This window comes from Streptomyces sp. NPDC056452, from assembly GCF_042796085.1.
Classification (GTDB): Bacteria; Actinomycetota; Actinomycetes; order Streptomycetales; family Streptomycetaceae; genus Streptomyces.
Genome location: NZ_JBHTRI010000008.1, coordinates 25,231 through 46,194, shown reverse-complemented (window position 1 = coordinate 46,194; position 20,964 = coordinate 25,231). Strand labels below are relative to the sequence as shown.

Genomic DNA, 20,964 nt, shown 5'->3' with positions numbered 1-20,964 from the left:
CGTGCCCGATCACCGGTGCTCCGGAGGGGACCCCAACGATGCCCGCAGCCGCTACCGGCGGATCGGCTCCGGCCGGGCGCAGCCGCCGCAGCTTCGCCCGGTCCAGGCCGGTCATGGACGATGTCGCCCGGCTCGCGGGCGTCTCCAAACAGACCGTCTCCAGAGTCCTCAACAAGAACCCCTCCGTGCGTGCCGAAACGCGTATGAAGGTGCTGGCAGCGATGGACGAACTGGGCTACCGGCCCAGTTCGAGCGCCCGCTCCCTGGCCAGCGGCCGTACCCGGGTGCTCGGCGTGATCTCGTTCGACGCGGCCCGTCATGGACCCGCATCCCTGCTCACCGCGATCAATCTCGCCGCTCGCGAGGCCGGATACCTGATCAGTTCGATCTCCTTGCCCCCGTCCGACGCGGACACCGTCATGAAAGCCGTGGACCTGCTGGCCGCGGAGGGAGCGGACGGTGTCATCGCCATCGCTCCGCAGCAGAACACGGACAAGGCGCTGTCCGGCGTCGTCCCGGCCATTCCGCTGGTCACTCTGGAGAGCCACCTCGGTCCGGACACCCCCGTGGTCACGTCGGACTCCGCCGCCGGAGCCCGCATGGCCGTCGAGCACCTCCTGGCCCATGGACATTCCACCGTCTGGCACATCGCGGGGCCGGACGGCTGGCTCGCCGCCGAGCAGCGCGTATTCGGCTGGCGTGAGGCTCTGGAGGAGGCAGGCGCGTTCGTACCCGGCCGGCTGATCGGCGACTGGAGCGCCGGCTCCGGGTACGCCCTCGGCCGGCAACTGGCCTCCCGGCCGGAGGTCACCGCCGTGTTCGCCTCCAACGACCACATGGCACTGGGCGTTCTGCGAGCCCTGCACGAGGCGGGGCGCCGGGTGCCCGAGGACGTCAGCGTCATCGGCTACGACGACATCCCCGAAGCCGCTTACCTCGTACCGCCGTTGACCACCGTCCACAACGACTTCGCCGAGACCGGCCGACGCGCGCTCCACCTGCTGCTGCGGCAGCTCCAGGGGGATGTGGAGAGCGACGTCCGCTCGGTCGTCCCGGTCGAACTGATCGTGCGGGCCAGCGCGGGACCTGCGCCGCGGCGAGCAGGCGCCTGAGGTCTCCCGGTGCCGACGTCCGGCCGCCGGAGTTCATGGCGCCGTCATCCGTACCCCTTGCCGCCTGCTCGAACGTTCGTTCATGATCTGCGGCATGCCAGCAGACATCCGTGCGGACGCTGAACCGGGTCCGCACCTGCCACGCCGGGTTCGTATCGGATACGGGCTCGGCTCCCTGTGCACCGGCACCTTCGCCACCGTGCCGGGCCTGATCCTGCTCTACTACCTCACCAACGTCCTCGCCGTGCCCGCGGCCGTCGCGGGGGCCGCGGTCTTCCTGCCGAAGGCCTGGGACGTCCTGATCAACCCACTGGTCGGCGCGGTGTCCGACCGCAGCAGGCTGCGCGGCGGACCGCGCCGGCCGTTCCTGCTCATCGGCGCGTTCACCCTCCCACCGCTCTTCGCGCTGATCTTCGCCGCGCCCCCGCTGCGGGGAGCGGCCGCGGCCGGATACGTGGCGGTGCTGTTCCTGCTGGCGGCCACCGCGTACGCCGTCTTCCAGGTGCCGTACGTGACGATGCCCGCCGAGATGACCGAGGACCCGGCCGAACGCGGCCGGATCCTGGGCTGGCGGGTGGGATTCCTCGGCGTCGCGATCCTGCTGTCCGGGGCGCTCGCACCGGCGATCGCCCACGCCGACGGCGACAGCCCGGCGAGCTACCGGACGATGGGGATCGCCGTCGCGGTCCTCCTCGCCCTGGGCATGTTCGGCGCATGGTTCACCACCCGGTGGGCCCCGGCGGTGGCCCGGAGCGAGGCCGAACCCTCGCTCCGGGCCCAGTTGGCCGCCGCCCGCTCCCACCGGCCGTTCCTGTTCCTGGCCGGCATGTGGACCCTGCAGGCGCTCGCCATCGGCGTGATGCTCGCGGGAGTCCAGTACTTCGCCACGTACACGCTCGGCTCGCCCACCGCGGTCACCCCGCTGTTCGCCTGCCTGATCGGACCGCTCGTCCTCGTCATGCCGCTGTGGAACCGGCTGGCCCGGCTGCGCGGAGTGAAGGAGGCCCAGTGGTGCGCGTCCCTGCTCTTCCTCGCCGGAGCCGTGCTGCTCGCCTTCACCCCGGCGGCCGGACCGGCCCTCGGCTACGCGGCGGTCGTCGTCATCGGTGTCGCCTACGCCGGGCTCCAGTTGCTGCCGCTGACCATGCTCGCGGACACCCTCGCCGCCGATGTCGCCCGTACCGGCAAGCGGCGGGCCGCGACCTTCACCGGACTGTGGACGGCCGCCGAGACCCTGGCCTTCGCACTCGGCGCGGGGGTGTTCGCGCTGGTCCTGGCGGTGACGGGGTTCCGTTCCTCCGACGCCGACCACCGGGTGGCCCAGCCCGAGGCCGCCCTGACCGGCATCACCGCGGGCATGAGCGTGCTGCCCGCCCTACTCGCCGGGGCGAGCCTGTGGCTGCTGCACCGCTACCGCGAGGACCCCACCGAACCCGTACCCCCGCAGTCCGTGACGCCTCCGCAGTCCGTACCTCCGCAGTCCGTACCTCAGCAGGAAGAGACCGACCGTGTCGACTGAACCCACCCGTACCCTTCCCGCAGGCCGTTCCGCGGCCGAGGTGCTCGCCGAGCTGCGCGCCCTGCGGGAAGCCGACGCGCCCACCCGCGGCGGGCGCACCTTCGCCTACGTCTACGACGCCGGCCTGGAGGGCCTCGACGAACTGGCCGCCGCCGCGTACACGGCGTACGCGACCGTCAACGGGCTCGACCCGACCGTCTTCCCGAGCGTGGCACGGCTGGAGAACGACCTGGTCGGGGCGGTCGCGGCGCTGCTCGGCGCGCCGGGCGCCCAGGGCACGTTCACCAGCGGCGGTACGGAGAGCATCATGCTCGCGGTCAAGACGGCCCGGGACCACGCGCGTTCGGTACGAGGCATCACGGCGCCGCAACTGGTCCTGCCGGCCACCGCCCACGCCGCCTTCCACAAGGCCGCCCACTACCTGGGCCTGGAGACCGTCGTCGTCCCCGTCGATCCCGTCACCTTCCGTGCCGACGCCGGCGCCGTCGCCGCGGCGATCACCGACCGCACCGCGCTCGTGGTCGCCTCGACACCCTCGTACGCGCACGGAGTGATCGACCCGGTGGCCGAGATCGCCGGGGCCGCCGCCCGGCGCGGAGTGCTGTGCCACGTCGACGCGTGCATCGGCGGCTGGCTCCTGCCCTACCTGCGGCGTTCCGGACGCGAGGTGCAGCCGTTCGACCTGTCGGTTCCCGGGGTCACCTCGCTCTCCGTCGACCTGCACAAGTACGCGTACGCCGACAAGGGCGCATCCGTCGTCCTCTACCGGGACGCCGAACTGCGCCGGTACCAGTACTTCGCCCATGCGGGCTGGCCCGGCTACCCGGTGGTCAACCCGACGGTCCAGGGCACGAAGTCCGGCGGTCTGCTGGCCCAGGCGTGGGCGGTCCTCCAGCATGTCGGCGAGGACGGCTACACCGCGCTGGCCGGCCGGGTCGCCGAGGCTTCGGACCGGCTCCTGGCGGGCCTGCGCGGCACCGGCGGCGTACGGGTGCTGGGGGAACCGGCCGCCGGACTCGTCGCGTTCACGGTCCACAGCGGGCCGGTGGGCGGTGACCCCGACCTGAGCCTGCTGCTCCACCTCGCCGACGAGATGCGCGACCGCGGCTGGTACCTGCAGCCCCAGCTCTCCTTCGACGGACTGCCGCCCAATCTCCACCTCACCCTGACGCCGGCCACCGTCGGGCAGGTCGACGCACTGCTCGAGGACCTCGTGGCCGCGCTGCGGGCCGCCCGGGCGCTGCCGCCGGTCACCGTGGACCCGGGGCTCGCGGAGCTCGCCGCAGGACTCGACCCGGCGACGCTCGGTCCGGACGAGATCGCGGCCGTCCTGGCCTTCGCGGGGCTCGGCGGCGGTTCGGAGCTCCCGGGCCGGATGGCTCCGGTTCTGGTGCTGCTCGACGCGCTCGACGGGCCGCTCAAGGAGCGGCTCCTCACGGAGTTCATCGGCTCGGTGTTCCAGGCCCACTGAGTTTCAGGGGCTGAGCGAGCGCCAGATCCTGTCCGGCAGGATGCGCGCGGCCTCATCGAGGTCGACGTCGTCGACGCCGGACAGCCAGCGGCGCGCGGTCGCGACGACGGGTCCCATGACCAGTGCCTCGACCAACGGGACGGACAGGGGAGCGAGTTCTCCCGTCCCGATGTGCTGCCGCACCCACTCGGCCATGGGTGACAGCCTGGCCTCCTGGGCGTCGCGGAGCTGCCTGGCCTGCGCCATCCCGAGCCGGTCGGCGTAGGAGGAGTGCAGGAGCCGGGCGGCGTCCGGGTGCTCCTGGATGAAGGTCAGATAGGTCCGCACGAGGGCGCCGATGCCGGTCCGGGCGGTGCGGGAACGCTCCACGGCTGCGGCCAGCTCGCCGAGGAGGCGGCCGAGCCAGCGCAACAGCAGGGCGTTCATCAGGCCGTCGACGCTCCCGAAGTGGTGGTAGAGACTGCCGAGACTGACACCGCTCGCCTTGGTGAGGGCACTGACGGTGACGCCCTGCTCGCCGGACTCGGCGTACACCTGGAGGGCGGCGTCCAGGAGGCGGTCGGCAGTTTCCTCGCCACGTTGTTGCTTGGGGCTCATGGTGACCACCAGCGTAGTCCCCCGTGGTCACGGTCACGCCGACGGGAAGTGGAATCGTTTTCTAGAAAGATCTTCCAATCGGGACGATCGATGGTTAAGACTGTTCCCCGTGTCGGGAGCCTGTGCCGGCCCGTGCGGACCGGGGGAGCGCATGGACCGGCACAGGTCCCGGCCGACCGGCTGGTGAACGGGGAGAGCGTGAACGGGGAAGACGGGTTCGACCTCGCGGGCAGTGGTGCGGAGCCGCTGCGCGCACAGGACCCACGGCGGATCGGACCGATCCCTCTGCTGGGCCGGATCGGGGCCGGCGGCATGGGACGGGTGTACCTCGGCGTCACGGACGGCCGGTATGCCGCCGTCAAGCAGATGCTGGCGTCCGTCGTCGCCGAGGACGAGGGGTTCGTGCGCCGGTTCGGGCAGGAGATGGACAACCTCGCGCGGTTACCGGCCGAGGCCACAGCGCCCCTGCTCGCGAGCGACCGCACCGCGGAGCCGCCGTGGTTCGCCACCGCGTACGTGCCCGGGATCACCCTGGCCGAGGCCGTCGAACCGCACGGCACTCCTTCCCCCGGCCCCGAACCGAGCTCCCGACCCGGTGCGAGCAGCGAGCGCCCTGTCCCGGCCTCCGCCCTGTGGCTGCTGCTGCGGGAGGTGGCCGCAGGACTGCGGCCGGTGCACGCGCTCGGCATGGTGCACCGTGACCTGAAACCGTCGAACGTCATGCTGACCCTCGACGGCGTCACCCTCATCGACTTCGGTATCGCCCGTGCCGCCGAGCAGAGCCAACTGACCCGGACCGGCCTGATCGTCGGTACGCCCGCGTACATGTCGCCCGAACAGGCCATGGGCACACGGCGGTTGACCGGTGCCTCCGACGTGTTCGCGCTGGGCCTGCTGGTCGCGTACGCGGCGGCCGGCCGCTGGCCTTTCGGGGACGGGGCGGAGGGCAGCCCGCTCTACCGCATCGTGCACGACGAGCCCGATCTGGCGCCGGTGCGCGAGCGCGACGCCCGGCTCGCCGAAGTGGTGGCGTCCTGCCTGGACAAGGACCCGGAGGGCCGTCCCACCGCCGCCGAGCTGGTCGAACTCATCGGGAGGCGGGGCCCGTCGGCCCCCGGCGGCTGGCCCGAGGCCGTCATGGAGCAGCTGGCCCGGCGGGCGGCCTTCGCCGCGAGGGTGCCGGAGAACATCGAGCCGTACGTCCCTGTCGTACCCGGGGCAGCACCGGACCCGGCCGAAGGTGCGGGGACCGCAGGAGGCGCGGGGGACACGGCTGGTGCGGGCGGTACGGGGGACATCCCGGAGACCGCACCCGACGCACGGTCGCCGCGGCGTGAGCGGCGCCGTCCCCGCATCCTGCTGGCCGTGGTGCCCGTCGTGGTGACCACCGTCGGGGCGACACTCGCCGTCCAGAACCTGCCGTACGCCACCGGCCCGGACCACGCCGCGGGATCGACGCCGTCCGTCTCCGTCACCGCACCGCCCGACCCCACGCGGTCGTCCGGCGCGAGCGCGTCGGCCGCTCCCGCGTCGCAGAAGCCGAAGAAGCCGGCGGGGAAGGGCACCGCGTCGCCGGACGCCGCGAAGGGCGGTGCGGGTGCGGACGGAGCGGCATCGGGGAGCGGTGCGCAGGACGCGGCCGGGGGGAGCGACGGGTCCGGTGGTTCCGCCGGTTCGGGCAGCTCCGGTACGGGCGACGGTGCATCGTCCGGTTCGTCCGCCTCGGGCGCCTCAGGCTCGGCCACCGGCGGAGGAGACCCGGCACCGCCGCCCTCGTCGGGCGCCTTCCGGCTGAAGAACGCCGACAACGGCTCGTGCCTGATCCAGGTGTACGGCTCCGCGGACGACGGCAACTGCACCGACCCGAGCGCTTCCTGGACCACTGTGAGCGCGGAGAACAACAGTCTCAAGGTGGTCAACAAACAGTCCGGTGCCTGTCTCGTCGCCAACATGCTGGGCCAGGCCGTGTTCGTGGGCGACTGCACCCAGGGCACCGCGCGCCTCTGGCGCTGGGGCTCGGGCGGCACCTTGAAGAGCGTCCCGAACGGCGGCTGCCTCGACCTCGCCTACGGCGGCGGCGTGTCGACGGCGACCTGCGCCTCCGGGAAGGCGTCCCAGAACTGGCGGAAGTCGTAGCCCCGTACTCCGCCGGGGCCGGACAGCCACCCCGCGGCCCGGCCGGCCCGACGTAGGCCACGAGCGCCCCCGGAACCGGACTCGAACCGGCACGGGGGCGCTCGCCCGGCGCGGTCGTCGGGCCCGGCGGGGGAGGGGAGCTACGGCTTGCGTCCCAGTGCCACGTAACCCGCGCTGACGATGTCCTCCTGGCCGGGGATCGGCTCGCCGAGCTCGGGGTGCCACGCCTCGGCGGCCACGATGCCGGGCTCGACGATCTCGAGTCCCTCGAAGAACGCGGCGAACTGGGCGCGGTTGCGCGGCGCCAGCGTGAGCGTGTTGGCCTTGTACATCTCGTCGACCTTGCGTGCCTCCTCCGGATGGAAGTCGGCGGTGAGGTGCGAGATCACCAGATAGCTGCCCGGCGCCAGCACGTCGGTCAGCCGGCTCACCAGCTCGTAGGCGCCGCCCTCGTCGGAGACGAAGTGCAGCAGCGAGATCAGCGAGAGCGCGACCGGACGGCTGAAGTCCAGCGTCTTGCCCGCGTGTTCGAGGATGGCGTCCACGTCCCGTGCGTCGGCCTGCACGTAGTCGATGCTGCCCTCCGGAGTGCCGCTCAGCAGGGCTTCGGCGTGGGCGAGCACGATCGGGTCGTTGTCGCAGTAGACGACCCGCGTGGCGGGTGCGGCCTCCTGGGCCACCTGGTGGAGGTTGGGCTCGGTGGGTATCCCCGTACCGATGTCGAGGAACTGCAGGATGCCCTGGTCCGACAGCCAGCGCGTGGCACGGTGCATGAAGGCCCGGTTGACCTTCGCCATCACCGGGACACCGGGCTCCACGGCGAGCATCTGCCGGCCCATCGCCTCGTCCACCGGGTAGTTGTCCTTGCCGCCGAGGAACCAGTCGTACATCCGCGCGGGGTGCGGCTTGCTGGTGTCGATGTGCAGTGCGGTGCCGTCGTTCTCCGGTCGGGACATTGCGAACTCCAGGGGGCATGAAGCTGTGGATGATCAGTTCGCCCCAAGAATAGGGAACTTGAGCGCCGAAGAGGACACGTTCGCAGGCCGGCGGGCCATCGGCGGCGTCGTGTCGCGGAAGCTCGTGGTGGATCACCTTCCCGGCCTCGCGCGGAAAGGCTGCAACACGTTCTTCATGCCCCGTGCATGGTTCGGGGGCGGGATCTCACGCGATGATCGGCAGCACCTCGGAGGGAGGCCTCCGCCCGTCCCGCAGAGCTCTCGGAGGAACCCCACCGATGTCCAGCCGCCGACATTTCCTCGCCCGAGTCACCACCGTGCCCTCAGCCAACGGGCGTTGCGGCACACGGCGTCTCACGGCCCCCGCAGCTCTGCTCGCCGCAGCGCTCCTGATGTCCGGCACCCCGGCGACGGCCGGCGCCGCGGGCCCGGCCGCCGCCACGTCCGTACTGCCGGCCAACCCGTACGCGGGTCCGCGCGGAAGCGCGACCATGCACGGTGACACCGGCTCCTCCGACACCACCCCGCTCGCCGGCCCGGGCGCCGGAAGCATCTCCGGCAAGCTGAAGGGGCTGCTCTCCGCCTGCCCCACCGTCCTCATCGGGTCCGACGACCACCCCGTGGCGCTGTGCACCCCGATTCTGGGCCAGGTGCCCACCGTCCACCTCCTCGATCCGCATACGGGCGCCTCCCTCACCTCGCTCGAACTGACCAAGGGCTCCCTGCTCGGCGGCGTCTACGCCTACATCGACCACGAGGACCGGCTCGTCGTCGTCGACGGCAGCCGCTCCCTGCTGCGGATCGGGCACCGCCGGGACGCGGCCGGCTCCTGGCGGCTGACCGTCGACAGCAGTCTCCCGCTCGGCTCGGCCGTGCCCGCCGACGATGCCGTCACCGGGCTCTCCCCGGACTGGCAGGGGCGCGTCTGGTTCGCCACGGGCGGCGGCGTCGTCGGAACGGCGGACGACAGGACCGGGGCGGTGAGGTCCGTGGCCCTCCCCGCCGGCGAGCGGATCGCCAACAGCATCTCGACGGCACCGCAGGGCACCGCCGTGACCACCACCCACGCCACCTACCTGCTCACGGCGTCCACCGACGGCACGCCGAGGATCTCCTGGCGGCAGGCGTACGACCGGGGCAAGGCCCGTAAGCCCGGCCTGCTGAGCTGGGGCAGCGGTTCCACGCCCACCTTCTTCGGCCCCACCGACGGCACGGACTACGTGACGATCGTCGACAACGCCGACGCGTCGGTCCGGCTGAAGGTCTACCGCACCTCGACCGGCGAAACCGTCTGCTCGGTCCCGGTGCTGCTCGCGGCGGGCGGCCCCGGCAGCGAGAACTCCCCTGTCGGCGCGGACCGCAGCGTCTTCGTCGCCGGCACCTACGGCTATCCCTACCCCGCGGTGCCCGAAGGCGCGGGCGCCAGCGTGCCCGCTTCGGCACCCTTCGCGGGCGGACTGAGCAGGGTGGACGTCCGGGCCGACGGCAGCGGCTGCGACCTGGTCTGGGACAACGAGCTCCGCTCCGCCGCCGTACCGAAACTCTCCACCGCGGACGGCAAGCTGCATACGGTGCTGCGGGACCCGGTCATTCCCGGAACCAAGGGGAACAGCCTGCTCGACCCCTACCGCTACGCGCAGATCGACCCGGCCACGGGAGACGTCCTGCGCAGCAAGCTGATAGGGGTCGGCGCCCTGTACGACACCCTCCAGATGGCCGGCACCGTCGCGCCGGACGGCGCCTACCTGCAGGGCACGGTCACCGGCATCCTGCGGATCACCGCGGGCTGAGGGAACGCCGAGGCGTCAGGGCCCGGTCCCGCCGGACCGGGCCCTGCGCGTCCGGAGCGCCGTGTCAGTGGCTCAGGGTGAACGCCTGGGCGGCGGACCCGTTGCACGGCTGCTGCGACAGCGCGGCACCGTTGGCGGCGGAAGAGCCGTTCACCGTCAGGCACTTGCCGCTGTGGCGCGCGGCGAAGCGATACGCGCCGGCCGAGCCGACGGCCTCGGGCCGCCACTGCTGGTTGGTGCCCCCTTCGTAGCTCCAGAGGTGGACCCTGGTGCCGTCGGCGGTCGCGCCGGTGCCGCCGTCGACATCCCAGACCTTCGCGTTGTGCTGGTTGACGACCTGGTAGTTCCCGTCGGTGGTCGGCCGGAACTGCCAGTTCTGGTTGGCACCGTTGCCGCAGGCCCACTGCTGGAGCCCGGTGCCGTTGGCGGTTCCCCAGTCGGCGGCGTCGAGGCAGGCGCCGCTGTGGCCCCTGACCTGGTACCAGGTGCTCGGGTCGATGGAGCCGACGGGCGGCTCGGTGGTCCCGCCGTCGCCGTTCCAGACGAAGGTGGCGACCGCGCCCGCGGGGAGGGTGTAGGCGAGTGACTTGCCGTTGTCGGTCACGGAGAAGCGCTGAGCGCCCGCCGCGGTGTTGACGACGTAGGCGGCGCGGGTCCCGTCGGGGTTCTGGAAGGCGACGTTCTGGACGCCTCCGGCGCCCTGGCTGGTGGAGCCGATACGGGTGGCGCCGGGCTTGATGAACTTGGTGACATGGCCGAGGACGTAGTACTCGGCGTTGCGGCTGACGTTGCCGTTCGCGATGTCGACGATGCCGTTGCACCGGTTGGTGCAGTGGCCCTGGTGGGGGCCGCCGTTCTGGTCGAGGGCGAGGTTCCAGTTGATGACCGTCTCGCCGCCGTTGCGCATGTTCTGAACGACGAGGTTCTCGGCGTGCCACTGAAGGGTGTCGCGGAAGGTCGTCCCCGGGTCGGCGCTCTCGGTCCCCGAACATTCCGTGAAGAAGACACGCTTGCCCGCGTTGACCACCTGTTGCTGGGCCGAGGGCGTGCCGCCGTAGCAGTGGAATGCGGCGCCGATCACACGGCTGATCCCCTGGGTGCCGTTGAAGACTTCGACCGGGTAGTTCGGGTGGTCCCAGTTGTGGTCGTAGGCCAGCAGATTGGTGGGCAGGCCCGCCGAGGTGAGGGTGCGGTCGAGCACCTTGAAGAAGTCGGCCTGCTGCGAGGACGTCATGCTCATGGACGGGTAACTCGTGGCGAACTCGGGCTCGTTCTGCACCGTCAGGTCGGTCAGGGTGATGCCCTGCTGGCCGTACGCCCTGATCGAGGCGACCAGGTAGTCGGCGTACGCCTGGTAGTGCTCGGTCCTGAGGCTGCCGCCGTTGAGGGAGTTGCCGGTCTTCATCCACGCGGGCGGGGACCAGGGCGACCCCATGAAGCGGATGGCGGAGTTGACCGCGGTGGCCTGCTTCAGGACCGGGATGATCTCACTCTTGTCCCTGTCGATGGAGAAGGCGCCGCGGGTGTCCTCGTAGGTGTAGAAGTCGCCGGTGGCGTTGAAGTCGGTGCTGCCGAGCGGCTGGCGCAGGTAGTTGAGACCGATGCCGTCACCGTCGGCGGAGAACAGCGACGTCATCAGCGCGCTGCGCCTGTCCTGCGGAAGGCTCTGGATGAGGCGGGCCGAGGCGCCGGTGACCGAGGCGCCCGCACCGGTGAACTTCTGGCTCTTGCTGGTGCCGTCGATACGTATGTCGACGGACTGGGGGGTGCCGGTGAACGGCACGCTGCCTTCGGCGGACAGCTTCTTGCTGCCGTCGGCCGTGGTGACCCACACCTGGGCTGTCGGGTCGGCGGCCTGCGCCGTGCCGGCGCCGGTGCCGGTGAGGCCCAGTCCGGTCACGGCCAGGACGAGGGCGGCGCCCGCGGCACGAGTCCGCGGACGGAGGGGGCTGAGGGGACTGAGAGGTGGCATGGTGCGGCTCTCCTTCGGTCGGTACCTGACGGGGTGGTGCGGCCGGCTGTCGCACCCCAGCGCGCCGGGGCCGGGGTGAGCGGACGGGTCTCGCCGCGATGGCTCCCGGTCGGCAGGTGAGACCGGTGCGCGTAAGGAGGCCATGAGCGTCCTTCCCGCCATGACGACGGCATTTCGTGGGGGCGACGGCGACATAGAAGCACACTCACTAAGTGGTTAGTAAGTGCCCTGCCCGGGCTTTCCTCAAGACGTGAAGATCACCATGAGATCACCGGGCGGGCTTAGGCTGTGCCGGTGAGCAACCAGTCAGTGGGCGGACCGGCGCGTCCGGCCAAGCCGCGTGTTCCGCGCAGCCCGGAGGCCCGGCAGCGGCAGCGGGACATCCTGCACATCGCGACGGACACCTTCGCCGCGCGCGGCTACAACAACGCCTCGCTCGCGGAGATCGCGGACCGGGCCGGCCTGACCCAGGCAGGCGTGCTGCACTACTTCCGTTCCAAGGCGCTCCTGCTCACCAGCGTCCTCGAACTGCGCGACCAGACGGACATCGAGCAGCTCGGGGCCGACCGGCCGCAGGGCCTGGAGTTCCTGCGCCATCTGGTCGACACCGCGCTGCGCAACGCCGAACGGGAAGGAATCGTCCGGCTCTACGCGGTGCTGTCCGCCGAATCCGTCACCGACGACCACCCGGCGCAGGCCTACTTCCGCGACCGCTACAGCGGGCTGCGCACCTTCGTCGCCGACGCCCTGCGCGAGGCGTGCGACCTGTCCGAGCGCGACGCGGACAGAGCCGAGAACGCGGCCAACGCCATCATTGCCGTCATGGACGGCCTCCAGGTGCAGTGGCTTCTCGCACCCGACGCCGTGGACATGGCTGCCTCGACCGAGCTCGTGGTCACCTCCCTGCTGACAGCTCTCGCGCCGGGCACGTTCGGCCCGGCCGCCGGTAACCCGTAGCCCGGCTTCTGTCCCGCCCGGGGCGCTCCCGTACCCCGGCAATGTTCCGGACGGCATTGCCTTATGGTTTTCGGTCACCGTTTCTGCCGTACGCGTGTCCGATTCGGATCAGCCCTCAGTGACCGGGATGTCGAACAGGCCTCATCGAGGAGCAACTTCCGTTCTCCTGACGTCTGCTGGTGCCTGTGGGCGGAAAGCGCAGCCGGACCGCTCGGGCGTCCGATGAATACCTCGTTCCGCGCCCGGTCCGGGCCGCGTCGCCCCGCGGCGGCTGCCGCATATGACCGCACGACATGTCATGGGGCCGAGATGCTTCGGCTGCCTCGACGGGACGCCCCGACGGGCCGCGGCATCGCTCAAGCGGAACCATGCCGTCCGGACTGCCCGGCGTGACTTTCTGGGCCATTGCCCCTGCTCGCCACCCACGTACGGCTCGAAAGAGGGGCATGCGGAACCACGGCAGAGGAACGGCCGGCGGTATGGCCGGAAACCTTTTCCGAGCCTACTTCGTGACAGCGGATCGAGATATGAATGGTGTGGATGCCATTGAAGTCACGGACCATCAGAGTTCCTGTACGAGGATTCTCGCCGCGATTCCTGCGGGGGCTCGGTGGGTACTGAATCCGATGCGGTTCCTGTGAGAAATGGCAGCCACTGAATTCGGTGAGGAGTGCGGTCCGGGTGGCGTTGTCCGATCTCGGGATATGTTACGTGAGGAGCGGGGCTGACCGGTCAATGGAGTTCTGTGTCTAGATACAGAAGAAGGCGGTGCTTTTTGGACGTTCGATCGAATGGTGCCGTGTCGGACGATAATTCCTTGGGTGAAGTCGCAGTGCGCGGTGGGTGGTCTGTGCAGACCCCGGGCCCGGCCGAGTCGAAAGATGGAGGGGGATATTCCGTTTACTGCGTCGGTCGCCCCTGGGGTGAGGGCGTTGGTAGTTGACGAAGTAACGGTCTTTTGGTGGTGTGCGGGCGGGGCCGGACTGCCTGATCGGAGTAGATCGCCCAGGTCGGCGGAGCTTTGAGGGTGTGCGGTCACCTGCATCCGGTGCGATCAGGACGATTGGCCGAAACGCCGCCGGGGCCATCTCGTTGACTGTCGGCGTACAGGTCATCGGGCATTCTGCGGAGGCGCTTCGCATCCGTTGTGTCAGGCGCCGTGGCAACGGATGCGGTGCAGGGGCGTCACTATTTCTTCGTAAAGAATCTGATGGCCGGCCGACTCGGTGGATGCGGTGTCCGGCCTCGGTGCCGCCGGAATGTGACACACGGTGACCCGCCTGATCGGGTCCCGGCCGGTCCTTCTGCTGTCCGATCTTTCCCGTCCGTACCGAGGGTGCGGATGTCGAGATGAACGCATACGCCGTACCGGGTGGATTCCTAACTCGCGAGGCCGCGCGAGGCGCTGAGATTTAACGTGCCTGCAAAGGCTCCGACGTGCGAGTGACTCATTCGTGGCATTAGTGTGAGATGAATCACCGCCCGGGTTGTCAGGTAGTCCTCCGAGCGGCCGGGTGCTCCCGCCGCAGTCGCGCGGCACAGGCCTTCCGGTGCTTGACCGAGGCGTTCGGCAGTTGCCCGAGGCTACGCAACCCCAGTAGTTCCCGGTGGGCAGAATGGCGTTGACGAAACAGGTCGTCCGGTATTTAAAATGCCCGGGAGGGGCGGGCTTGAGTAGCCGTTCCGTGCACACACTCATGACTTCAGGGGGAGCGAATGAGTATCACGGGGGCTTGCGGGCCCACAGAGCTGGTCGGGATACCGCGGGATCGGGCGGCCGCGTCGATGCTGTCGGAGCGTGTCGGGCAGCTGGCCTCACTCCAAGGACTCTTCGCCGAGTGCCTGCGCGGAGACAGCAGGATCGCGATCGTCGACGGAGCGGTCGGGTCCGGGAAGACCGAACTGCTCAACGCGTTCTCGGCACAAGTGGCCGGTTCCGGGGCCCAGTTCCTCGAGGCGACCGCTGCCCGCGTCGAACGGACGGTGCCCTTCGGTGTCCTGGCCCATCTGCTGCACAGCGTGCACATCGATGACGATCTGAGAAGCCGCGCATCTCTCTGGGTGGAGGAAGCCCAGTCCCTGCTGCTGTCCCGGTTCCTGCTCGACGGAACCGCGGACGAAGTGGCCCCGCAGACGTTTCACGGCATGTGCATGACCCTGCTGGACATCGTGGAGCGATCCCGTGGCCCTCTGGTGATCGGCATCGACGATGTGCAGTACGCGGATGTCTCGTCCTTGAAGTGCCTGTCGTTCATCGTCCGCAGGCTTCGTTCGGCCCGGTTGCTCGTCGTACTGAACGGGTCGCTCCACTCCGGCAGGCCGACCGCCCTGTCGGAGGCGGAGCTGCCGCCGGAACCTCTGGCACGGTTCGTCAGCCTCCCGCTGCTTTCACCCCAAGGTGTTCAGGACGTGATGTCCGCCCATCTGGGCGATGCCGTGGCCCGGGCGACCGCAGCCGAGGCCTATGCCGTCAGCGGTGGGAACCCGCTGCTGCTGCGCGGGCTCATCGAGGACAACCGCGGCCACGCGTTGCCGGGCCTCGACCCGGAGCTCAGGGTGGACAACGGTTTCCGCCAGGCCCTCATCGCCTGCCTGTTCCGCTGCGAACCGGAGATTCTGCACGTCGCGCGTCGGCTCGCGGTTCTGGACGAGGCCTGCTCCGTTTCGCAGCTCGCGCAGATGGCGGGGCTGGACACCGTGTCCATCCGTCAGGCGCTGGGTGTCATGCAGGAAACCGGCCTCCTGTCCGGAGGGCTGCTGCGTCACCCGCAGGCCTGCGCCGCGGTGCTGAGCGGGATGACCTCCGACGAACGCGCCGATCTGCAGATCCGCACCGCCAACGTGCTGTTCAAGACCGGGGCTTCGGTCGTCACCGTGGCCTCACAGATCATCGCCGCCGACCGCATCGACACCGACTGTGTGATTCCGGTCCTGCACGAGGCTGCGGAACAGTCCCTGGCGGACGGCAACGCCGAGTTCGCGCTGGACAGTCTGAGGCTCGCCCATCAGCACGACACGGACGACAGACGCCGGGCGACGACCACCGCGATGCTGATCCGTGCCGCGTGGCGCACCGAGCCCTACGCCGCGTTCCGCCGAGTGCCTGCCCTGATCGCCGACTTCAGGGCAGGCCGACTGGCGGGCTGGCGCGTATCGGCCGGGGTCGACGCCATGTTGTGGTTCGGACAGCCCGCCGAGGCCGCCGAGCTGATCGAGCACCGCAGCGTCGACGCGCTGGACGTCCACGACACCCGGACCGCGTCGCATCTGGGAGCGTCCTTTCGCTGGCTCCGCGCCATGTACCCCGGGTGGGCCGCCGACGACACGGGCGAGAGCGCCGTCGCATGGCTGGACAGTGCCTCGCCGGAGCTCGGTGCCAGGCGCCGGGCCGCATCCATGTTCCGCGACATCCTGACCGAGGGCCCCGACCCGGCGACGGTGGCCGAAGCCCGCCGGGCCCTGCGCCATCATGCGCTGGGCGAGGACACGATGTGGCTCCTGCTCGTGTCCGTGCACACCCTCATGTACGCGGAACAGCTCCGGGACGCGCACGACTGGGCCGAGAGGCTCGCTGCCGAGGCGAAGCGGCAGTCCGCGGTCGTGTGGGAGGCCTTCTTCCATTGCGCCGTCGCCGAGATCCTCCTGCGGCAGGGTGAGCCGAAGCTCGCCGAGGAGCAGGTCGACCGGGCCCTGGTGATGCTCCCCGCGCGCAACTGGGGTATCGCGCTGGCTCTTCCGCTGAGTACCGCTCTGCAGGCGAGCGCGCTGACGGCCGGCGATTCCGCGGTGGTCCGTGACGCGCAGCCGCTGATCCCCTCCGCGGTCTTCGAGACGCCGCTCGGCATGCGTCTGCTCATTGCCCGGGGGCACAGGGCCTTGGCGAGCGGCCAGGCCGCTGCCGCACTGGACGACTTCCTCGCCGTGGGGGAGATCGTCGGCCGCTGGCGCATGGACAATCCCGTGGTCGTACCGTGGCGGTCCGGCGCTGCCCTGGCCTGTATACGTCTGGGCGATCTTGCGCGGGCGCGAGCACTGGCAGCCGAGGAGGTCCGCAGGTGCGGCCCGCGGCATCCGCGTGTGTACGCGGCCGCGCTTCGCGTTCTCGCCGCCTGCGGGGGCAGGGGCGGGGCGGCCGTCGAACTGCTCGGCAAGGCCGCGGATTCGCTGCGTGTCTGCGAGGCGCCTCTCGAACTCTCCTTCGTCCTGTACGACATGGGCTGGGCTCTCCAGGAACAGGGCCAGTACAGCAAGGGCCGTCTGATGCTCCGTCAGTCCCGTCTCATGGCAGAGGAGTCCGGAGTGCAGATGCCCGTACGGATCGCTCCGGGTGCCGATGAGCACCAGTCGTCGCCCGAGGCGACGGCGCAGCAGGAGGACGTCGGGACGGGGTCGCTGAGCGAGGCGGAGCTGCGCGTGGCGCACCGTGCGATGAGCGGACACAGCAACCGTCAGATCGCGAGCCAGCTGTTCGTCACCGTGAGCACGGTGGAGCAGCATCTGACGCGTATCTACCGCAAGCTCAACATCAAGCGGCGCACGGACCTGGCCCTGGCGATTCAGACCACCGGGTCTGCCGACTCCCCCCGGGCCGCCTGACGGCGCAGCGCGACAGCTGTCGTCACGAGCCCCGCGTCGGCGCACCACATGCCCGTCAGCTCCTGGAATCCGGACTCCGCACCCGGCGGGGCCGGGACCAGGAGACGGGCGTGGAAGCGTGCGGTCCGCGGATCGATGTCGACCGTGGCGTCCTCGAACCGCAGCATCCGCCCGACCACCGGGTACCACGCCTTGTAGACGCTCTCCTTGGCGCTGAACAGGATGCGGTCCCACGCGGTCCCGGGGTGGGCGGAGTCCAGCAGGGCCAGCTTCTCCCGCTCCTCGGGAAGGGTCACTGCCGCACGGACGTCGGGACCGAGCGGGATGTGGGGCTCCGCGTCGATGCCGAGAGCGATCAGGTCGTCGGACCGCGCCACGGCGGCGGCCCGGAAGCCGGCCGTGTGGGTCATGCTGCCGACCACGCCGGCGGGCCAGCGCGGTGCGCCACCCCGCCCCGGCACGAGGGGGCCGGGCCGGTGGCCGCCCAGTCGGGCCAGGGCCTGCCGGGCGCAGTGGCGTACGGTCGCGAACTCGCGGCGGCGGGCCTCCACCGAATCTGCGACCACCGCCTGCTCCTCGGGGAACAGCCGGACGAGCGGCGGGTCTTCGTAGGCCTCGGCGGTCTCGACCACCGGTGGCAGCAGCAACTCGATCACTGTGACCTCGCGCGGTCGGCGGAGCGGGTGAGGACCGGTCGCAGCCGTCCGGGAGCGGTGGACCGGGTGCGCCATTCCCTGGGGTAGCCCAGGGAGACCTCCTGGAAGGGCACGTCGTCGCAGACGATCGTGCGGGGGATGTGGAGGTGCCCGTAGACGACCGCGTCGGCGTTGTACCGCGTGTGCCAGTCCGCGGTCCGTTCCGTACCGCACCACAGTGCGAACTCCGGGTACCGCAGGATGCGGGTCGGTTCACGGACGAGCGGATAGTGGTTGACCAGTACGGTCGGCGCACCGTCGAGGGCGTCGAGCCGGGCTTCGGTGTACGAGATCCGGGCACGGCACCAGGCATCGCGGCTCGGGTACGGATCGGAGTGCAGCACGAACTCGTCGGTACACACCACGCCCGCCTCCTCGGCCCGGGCGAGGGCCGCCTCCTTGGACGTCGTGCCGGCCGGCCGGAAGCTGTAGTCGTAGAGCACGAACAGGGGAGCGATGACCAGTCGGCGCCCGTGCTGCTGCAGGACCGGATAGGGGTCCTCCGGTGTGTGGACCCCCAGATCACGGCAGATCCGGACCAGTTCGAGGTAGCGCTCCACTCCGCGCAACTGGACGGGATCGTCCGGCGGGGTCCACAGTTCGTGATTGCCGGGAGCCCAGACGACGGTGTGGAAGCGGTCCCGTAACAGGGTGAGGGCCCACACGATGTCGGAGAACGTCTCTCCCACGTCACCGGCGACGATCAGCCAGTCCCCGTCCGTCCGGGGGCGCATCTCCTCGACGATCCTCCGGTTCTCCGGATGAGCGATGTGAAGATCGCTGATGGCGAGCAGCTCACCGCCCGGGGAACTCACATCGCACCGACGATCGCGGAGGCGACCTCGGGGACGTGCTGGTCGAGATAGAAATGGCCGCCGTCGAACACCTGCGTGTCGGTGCCTTTCGTGGTGTGTGCCTCCCAGGCCGTCATGTCCACGGCCGAGGTCACGGGGTCGGACGCGCCCACGAACACGGAGACGGGACAGGTGAGCCGCGCTCCGGCCGGGGCCGTGTAGGTCTCGATCGCGCGGTAGTCGGCCCGTACGACCGGCAGGATCAGCTGCCGCATGTCGGGGTCCTCCAGAACGGACCGGTCCGTGCCGCCGAGCCGCAGGATCTCCGCGACCAGGCCGTCGTCGTCACGGAGATGGACCGTACCCTCGCGCACGACCGACGGCGCCCGGCGGGAGGACGCGAAGAGCCGTACCGGTCCGTGCGGAGTCTGCTGCTCGAACCGGCGGGCCACCTCGAAGGCCACGACGGCACCCAGACTGTGGCCGAAGAAGGCGAAGGGGGGTTCGAGCCGGTGGCGCAGGGCGGCGAAGGAGGCGTCCGCCAGCTCACTCACGCTGTCGAGGAGCTGCTCCCGGTGCCGGTCCTGACGCCCTGGGTACTGGATGGCCAGGGTGTCGATCCCGGGTGCGAGGGCGTGGGCCAGGAGACGGAAGTATCCCGCTGATCCTCCCGCGTGCGGAAAGCAGACGAGTCGTGCCGTGCTCTGCGCGGTGGCCGCGAAGCGCCGTATCCAGGAATCGTCGTCATGTATGTGCTGAGACATGAGTTCACCAAGTCGGGGGCGGAGCTTGCTGGTGGTGGCAGAACAGGATAAGGGTTCATGGCCGGTGACGGGGGAGACACCGGCCATGAACCGTCGGGGGGAGGCCGTCAGCCGCTGCTGCGCGCTCCGACCTCGTCGATCGCCGGGCTCGGCACCTCGACGACGGGCTGGGGTGCGGGAGCTCCGGGCTTCCTCAGAGTGAAGGCGAGGAGGCCGCCGATGATCGAGGCCGCACCGCCGACCCACATCGCTGTGCGCAGACCGTCGGCGACGTCCGCGACCGCCGGGGCGTCCCCGGACAGGCCGGCGGTCGCCAGCGCCACGAGCAGGGCGAGGCCCGCGGCGCCGCCGATCTGCTGGGATGTGGAGGCCAGCGCGGAGGCGATACCGGCCTCCTGCGGGGCGACTCCGGACGCGGCGCAGACGAACATGGCCGGGAAGGTCACGCCGCCACCGACGCCCCAGATGATCAGGCCGGGGACGAGGGACCAGAAGGACGCACCCGTGGACATGGACACGGCCAGGACGACCATGCCGACGCCGTTGATGAACATGCCGGTGAAGAGCGTGGCCCGCGGACCCCACTTGCCGAGCAGCGCACCGGCCAGCTTCAGCGAGGCGCCCATCGAGATGATCGTCAGCGGGACGAAGGCGAGCCCGGCTTCCAGCGCGTCGTACTGAAGCACGCCCTGGAGGTAGTTGGTGAAGATGTAGTACGAGCCGCCGAGGGCGCTCTGGAAGACCAGGATGATCAGGATCGCCGTCACCAGGCTGCGATTGCTGAACAGCCGCATCGGGACGAGCGGGCTCCTGGTCCGGTTCTCGACCAGGATGAAGACCGCGAGGATCACGACACCGGCGACGATCGAGCCCGCGCCGCGCAGGGAGCCCCAGCCGGCCTCCGGTCCGCTGACCAGGCCGAGCACGAGCAGCGAGGAACCGGCGGTCGCGAGGATGGCGCCGAAGGCGTCGAAGCCGCCCCGGTCGCCGGTTGCGCGCTCATCCGGTGCGAGGGTGCCCGGGGCCACGACGGCCGCGACGAGGGCGAGCGGGACGAGGACGAACAGCACCCACTCCCAGCCCCATGCCTCGGTGAGCACACCGCCGAGCAGTGCGCCGGCAGCCAGACCACCACTGCCGCAGGCGCCCCAGACGGCGAGAGCCTTGTTGCGCTCGGGGCCTTCGGCGAAGCGGGTGTTGATCAGGGTGAGGGTGGCCGGCGTGAGCAGCGCGGCGCCGAAGCCCTGGATCGCACGAGCGGTGACCAGGAGTTCGGGGCTCTCCGCGAAGCCTCCGAGGAGGCAGGAGAGGCCGAAGATCACGAGGCCGAGGATGAACATGCGGCGGGCGCCGAGGCGGTCGACCACCCTGCCGCCGAAGAGCAGGAATCCACCGAAGGCCACGGCGTAGGCGCTGACGACCCACTGCAGGGACTGGGAGGTGAAGCCGAGTGCGCTGCCGATCTCCGGAAGCGCAACGAACACGATGTTGTAGTCGACGGCGACGATGAACTGGGCGAACGCCAGCAGGGCGAGCATGGGCCCGGTCCGCCGCTGGGTCCGGGGGACGGTATCAACCACGACTTGGCTTCCTTAATCACTTGGG

General features: G+C 70.5%; 14 protein-coding genes. 7 read left to right on the top strand and 7 right to left on the bottom strand.

Annotated elements, in window-relative coordinates:
• The first annotated feature begins 38 nt into the window (after positions 1-38).
• From ACFQ6X_RS10350 to ACFQ6X_RS10340, 3 genes are all read left to right on the top strand, one after another.
• A complete protein-coding gene (locus ACFQ6X_RS10350) occupies positions 39-1,112 on the top strand; it encodes a LacI family DNA-binding transcriptional regulator (RefSeq protein WP_383178909.1) in 1,074 nt (357 codons plus the stop codon).
• 94 nt (positions 1,113-1,206) lie between these two features.
• Positions 1,207-2,631 (top strand): MFS transporter, encoded by a 1,425-nt coding sequence (locus ACFQ6X_RS10345; RefSeq protein ID WP_383178905.1) that lies wholly within the window; start codon positions 1,207-1,209, stop codon positions 2,629-2,631.
• Positions 2,621-4,102 carry a pyridoxal phosphate-dependent decarboxylase family protein gene (locus ACFQ6X_RS10340; RefSeq protein ID WP_383178902.1) on the top strand — a complete coding sequence of 494 codons (1,482 nt, stop codon included), beginning with the start codon at positions 2,621-2,623 and terminating at the stop codon, positions 4,100-4,102. The genes ACFQ6X_RS10345 and ACFQ6X_RS10340 overlap by 11 nt, the downstream gene beginning before the upstream one ends.
• A 3-nt stretch (positions 4,103-4,105) precedes the next feature.
• On the opposite strand, the gene ACFQ6X_RS10335 is transcribed toward ACFQ6X_RS10340, so the two are convergent.
• Positions 4,106-4,699 carry a TetR/AcrR family transcriptional regulator gene (locus ACFQ6X_RS10335; RefSeq protein ID WP_383178899.1) on the bottom strand — a complete coding sequence of 198 codons (594 nt, stop codon included), beginning with the start codon at positions 4,697-4,699 and terminating at the stop codon, positions 4,106-4,108.
• Positions 4,700-4,897: 198 nt separating this feature from the next.
• On the opposite strand from ACFQ6X_RS10335, the gene ACFQ6X_RS10330 reads away from it, so the two are divergent.
• Positions 4,898-6,835: a protein kinase gene (locus tag ACFQ6X_RS10330; protein WP_383178896.1), complete on the top strand. Its 1,938-nt coding sequence runs from the start codon at positions 4,898-4,900 to the stop codon at positions 6,833-6,835.
• A gap of 140 nt (positions 6,836-6,975) precedes the next feature.
• Here ACFQ6X_RS10330 and ACFQ6X_RS10325 read toward each other — a convergent pair whose 3' ends face one another.
• On the bottom strand, positions 6,976-7,791 hold the full coding sequence (locus ACFQ6X_RS10325) for an SAM-dependent methyltransferase (protein ID WP_383178893.1): 816 nt from the start codon (positions 7,789-7,791) through the stop codon (positions 6,976-6,978).
• Positions 7,792-8,183: 392 nt separating this feature from the next.
• Here ACFQ6X_RS10325 and ACFQ6X_RS10320 point away from each other — a divergent pair, with 392 nt between their 5' ends.
• The gene (locus tag ACFQ6X_RS10320) at positions 8,184-9,581 is read left to right on the top strand and encodes a hypothetical protein (RefSeq protein ID WP_383179302.1); all 1,398 of its coding nucleotides are present in this window, start codon (positions 8,184-8,186) and stop codon (positions 9,579-9,581) included.
• Between the two features lie 64 nt (positions 9,582-9,645).
• Here the strand turns inward: ACFQ6X_RS10320 and ACFQ6X_RS10315 are convergent, their stop codons facing one another.
• Positions 9,646-11,553, bottom strand: a complete 1,908-nt coding sequence (locus tag ACFQ6X_RS10315) for an RICIN domain-containing protein (RefSeq protein WP_383178890.1) — start codon at positions 11,551-11,553, stop codon at positions 9,646-9,648.
• Between the two features lie 294 nt (positions 11,554-11,847).
• Between ACFQ6X_RS10315 and ACFQ6X_RS10310 the strand changes: the two genes are divergently transcribed.
• Positions 11,848-12,510, top strand: a complete 663-nt coding sequence (locus ACFQ6X_RS10310) for a TetR/AcrR family transcriptional regulator (RefSeq protein WP_383178887.1) — start codon at positions 11,848-11,850, stop codon at positions 12,508-12,510.
• A gap of 1,716 nt (positions 12,511-14,226) precedes the next feature.
• Positions 14,227-17,106 carry an AAA family ATPase gene (locus ACFQ6X_RS10305; protein ID WP_383178884.1) on the top strand — a complete coding sequence of 960 codons (2,880 nt, stop codon included), beginning with the start codon at positions 14,227-14,229 and terminating at the stop codon, positions 17,104-17,106.
• Here ACFQ6X_RS10305 and ACFQ6X_RS10300 read toward each other — a convergent pair.
• From ACFQ6X_RS10300 to ACFQ6X_RS10285, 4 genes are all read right to left on the bottom strand, one after another.
• Positions 17,067-17,762: a 4'-phosphopantetheinyl transferase gene (locus ACFQ6X_RS10300; protein WP_383178881.1), complete on the bottom strand. Its 696-nt coding sequence runs from the start codon at positions 17,760-17,762 to the stop codon at positions 17,067-17,069. The two genes, ACFQ6X_RS10305 and ACFQ6X_RS10300, sit on opposite strands and share 40 nt — an antisense overlap.
• The gene (locus tag ACFQ6X_RS10295; RefSeq protein ID WP_383178878.1) at positions 17,759-18,616 is read right to left on the bottom strand and encodes a metallophosphoesterase family protein; all 858 of its coding nucleotides are present in this window, start codon (positions 18,614-18,616) and stop codon (positions 17,759-17,761) included. Before ACFQ6X_RS10295 ends, ACFQ6X_RS10300 begins: the two co-directional genes overlap by 4 nt.
• Positions 18,613-19,359 carry a thioesterase II family protein gene (locus tag ACFQ6X_RS10290; protein WP_383178875.1) on the bottom strand — a complete coding sequence of 249 codons (747 nt, stop codon included), beginning with the start codon at positions 19,357-19,359 and terminating at the stop codon, positions 18,613-18,615. Before ACFQ6X_RS10290 ends, ACFQ6X_RS10295 begins: the two co-directional genes overlap by 4 nt.
• A 107-nt stretch (positions 19,360-19,466) precedes the next feature.
• Entirely contained in the window at positions 19,467-20,939 is a 1,473-nt protein-coding gene (locus ACFQ6X_RS10285; RefSeq protein ID WP_383178872.1) for an MFS transporter, read from the bottom strand.
• Positions 20,940-20,964: the final 25 nt, after the last annotated feature.

Coding starts and splice junctions, on each gene's coding strand:
- ACFQ6X_RS10350 (WP_383178909.1), top strand. CDS start 39: ATGCCCGCAGCCGCTACCGGCGGATCGGCTCCGGCCGGGCGCAGCCGC.
- ACFQ6X_RS10290 (WP_383178875.1), bottom strand. CDS start 19,359: ATGTCTCAGCACATACATGACGACGATTCCTGGATACGGCGCTTCGCG.
- ACFQ6X_RS10305 (WP_383178884.1), top strand. CDS start 14,227: ATGAGTATCACGGGGGCTTGCGGGCCCACAGAGCTGGTCGGGATACCG.
- ACFQ6X_RS10345 (WP_383178905.1), top strand. CDS start 1,207: ATGCCAGCAGACATCCGTGCGGACGCTGAACCGGGTCCGCACCTGCCA.
- ACFQ6X_RS10315 (WP_383178890.1), bottom strand. CDS start 11,553: ATGCCACCTCTCAGTCCCCTCAGCCCCCTCCGTCCGCGGACTCGTGCC.
- ACFQ6X_RS10325 (WP_383178893.1), bottom strand. CDS start 7,791: ATGTCCCGACCGGAGAACGACGGCACCGCACTGCACATCGACACCAGC.
- ACFQ6X_RS10320 (WP_383179302.1), top strand. CDS start 8,184: ATGTCCGGCACCCCGGCGACGGCCGGCGCCGCGGGCCCGGCCGCCGCC.
- ACFQ6X_RS10335 (WP_383178899.1), bottom strand. CDS start 4,699: ATGAGCCCCAAGCAACAACGTGGCGAGGAAACTGCCGACCGCCTCCTG.